The sequence below is a fragment of the Armatimonas sp. genome, assembly GCF_031410135.1.
GTDB lineage: Bacteria > Armatimonadota > Armatimonadia > Armatimonadales > Armatimonadaceae > Armatimonas.
This window is the reverse complement of sequence record NZ_JANNYP010000057.1, coordinates 1-2,129: the sequence shown is the minus strand read 5'-3', so window position 1 is coordinate 2,129 and position 2,129 is coordinate 1. Positions and strand designations below refer to the sequence as shown.

At 56.3% G+C, this 2,129-nt stretch carries 4 protein-coding genes; all 4 read right to left on the bottom strand.

Features of this window, described 5'->3' with window-relative positions; genetic code table 11:
- A partial coding sequence (locus tag RMO15_RS02055; RefSeq protein WP_309707338.1) for a hypothetical protein occupies positions 1-647 on the bottom strand: 647 nt, incomplete at its 3' end.
- A gap of 345 nt (positions 648-992) precedes the next feature.
- Positions 993-1,388: a type II toxin-antitoxin system RelE/ParE family toxin gene (locus RMO15_RS02050; protein WP_309707336.1), complete on the bottom strand. Its 396-nt coding sequence runs from the start codon at positions 1,386-1,388 to the stop codon at positions 993-995.
- A complete protein-coding gene (locus RMO15_RS02045) occupies positions 1,385-1,639 on the bottom strand; it encodes a hypothetical protein (RefSeq protein WP_309707334.1) in 255 nt (84 codons plus the stop codon). Before RMO15_RS02045 ends, RMO15_RS02050 begins: the two co-directional genes overlap by 4 nt.
- Before the next feature lie 125 nt (positions 1,640-1,764).
- Complete coding sequence (locus RMO15_RS02040) at positions 1,765-2,019, bottom strand: hypothetical protein (protein WP_309707333.1); 255 nt, start codon at positions 2,017-2,019, stop codon at positions 1,765-1,767.
- Positions 2,020-2,129 lie beyond the last annotated feature (110 nt).

Genomic DNA, 2,129 nt, shown 5'->3' with positions numbered 1-2,129 from the left:
GCACTAGTGCGGGGGAAGAGGCCACGGATGGCTGTTCGATACGCCTTGAAGACTGCTTGGAGTTTTTCGATAGCTTTCTTACGGTCTTGCTGGGCTTGAGTGAGCGCTTGCTCGGCGGTCTCTACCGTGCTGGCGGAGGTGCTCAGGCTTGCCACGAGGGTGCTGTAGCGAGCGAGCGCGATACTCTGCTCGGTGCCGCTGAGGTCTACACGCACGGTGAAGGGGAGCACGAGCGAGGGGTATGTATTGGCAGGGAGGGCATTGACCTTTATCCAGACATTCTCGACATCCCGAAGAGTCACAAGCTGTTTTTGGACATCGGCGGTGATAGGGAGAAACCGTGTGGGGAGCTGACGGGCTTCGTCGGAGGAGGGAATGACTCCCAAGATGGCTTTACGGGCCTGTCGTGCGATAGGAAACACTTCGGCGCGGGCACTGTCGCGCTGGCGAATGCCTCCCTGCCGGGCGTTTTCGGCGACGAGTGCGGCTTGCATCGCGGCAGTGAGGGCGTCTTTAAGGTCTTGGAGGGTGTCGCGTGTGGTGCTATCTTCGAGTGTCAGGCCGCGTCCGAGGGCATTCTCGGTATCGCTCCAGTGCTGGAGGAACTTATCGGCGAGCGGAACGTAGTCGGTGATTGCTTGTGGCATGGTAGTCAAGTCTCTCTTTCTGCATGGTCTGCACAGGCCGCCATCGGCCTTCTGTATTTTATCGTACTTGCCTGCCCTTGCCAATTATGAGCATGACGGTACGTTTTCTTTACATTCCCATTACAGATATGGTCTTGACCATCTTTATTTCTTGCATTCCTTTGTAAGATACAAACTTTCCCATCATCAATACAAACTTGATAATTTGTTTTCTTAGCTTGCCTATCACTGATACGAACTTTCCTATGTACTATATTAACTTTCCCGTCACCAATACGAACGTTTCTATGGGATTTCCAAACAAATAGGTTGCATTTTCTGTCATGCCAGCTCCCCGGCTCGTGTCTAGTCCTCTGGTTCGTTCCAAAGGGGAGGTGCGCTTCCATGCCGAATCGCCAAGACGCGCAGTGTCTCGGGGACTCGGTCACCGTCGCCATCAATGAGCCAGTAGAAGACATACCAAACTCCCACGGAAGAGCGCCGGGCGCGTTTAGCTACTGTCTCAAAGCGAGTTCGATAGGTCGGTCGTGAGAGTCCAAGTGAGGCATCCTCATTGGTTTGAGGCGGGTAGCCCTGCGCGATCTTCTCGGGAATACTTCGGCATAGCTCCTGAAGTGTTGCTTCAAGCGCGAGCGTAAAGCGCTGCCCTGCGGCTTCCGAGGTTTCGAGCAGGCGATCTGTTATCCGCTCCAGGTCACGCTCCGCCTGCTGGGCGTACTCCACACTGAGAGGAAAGATCACAGCCCGACCTTCTTTTTCAGGCGTGCCATGACCTCCGTCCCGTCGCTCACCCTTCCCGCATCGCTATCTTCCGCCCCACGCCGCAGGGCTTCCATGTCTTCCGGGCTAAGCCGAAACTCCTCGTCTTTTTCGCGGGGCTTGAGCGCCCCAAACATCGCAACGGCCATCGCTTCCAACCGCTCTCGCGCGGCGCTGTCGGACTCTAATCGCGCCGCCACATCGGGGGGAACCGCTAACGTAATCGTGCTCATTTTTCTAAAACCTCCTGTCCTTTCTGTCTTTCTGTTATATCGCCGCGTGGGGGCCATCTCCCCGGCTCGTTCCTCGCCTCCCCTCTTCCCCTGTCTGCTCCTTCGTCGCGGGAAGAGGGGCTGCCCTACCCTTCCAGATACGCCAGCGCCGCCGCTTCGGACTGCTCAATGGCAATCTCCACCGCAAACTGCTGAAGCAAGAGCTGGCGAATCACTTCCTCTGGCTTCGCCTGCACCTCTTTCTTGCGGGCCAAACAGTTCAAGTAAGGCTTCCCTGTCTTCTCCGTCATCCGCAACGAAACCGCAGTAATCGTCGAATCTTCAAATGTTTCCAGCGAGTAACCCGTCTTAGAGCCACCAACAATCTCTTCAAGCGTCATAGGCAGCATTGTACCCATCCCACCTCAAACTCCAGAGACTCCCCTCTCCCCCTCCTCCCAGGATTGGGAGGAGGGGCAGGGGGAGGAGGGTAAACCGGAGGAGGGCTACC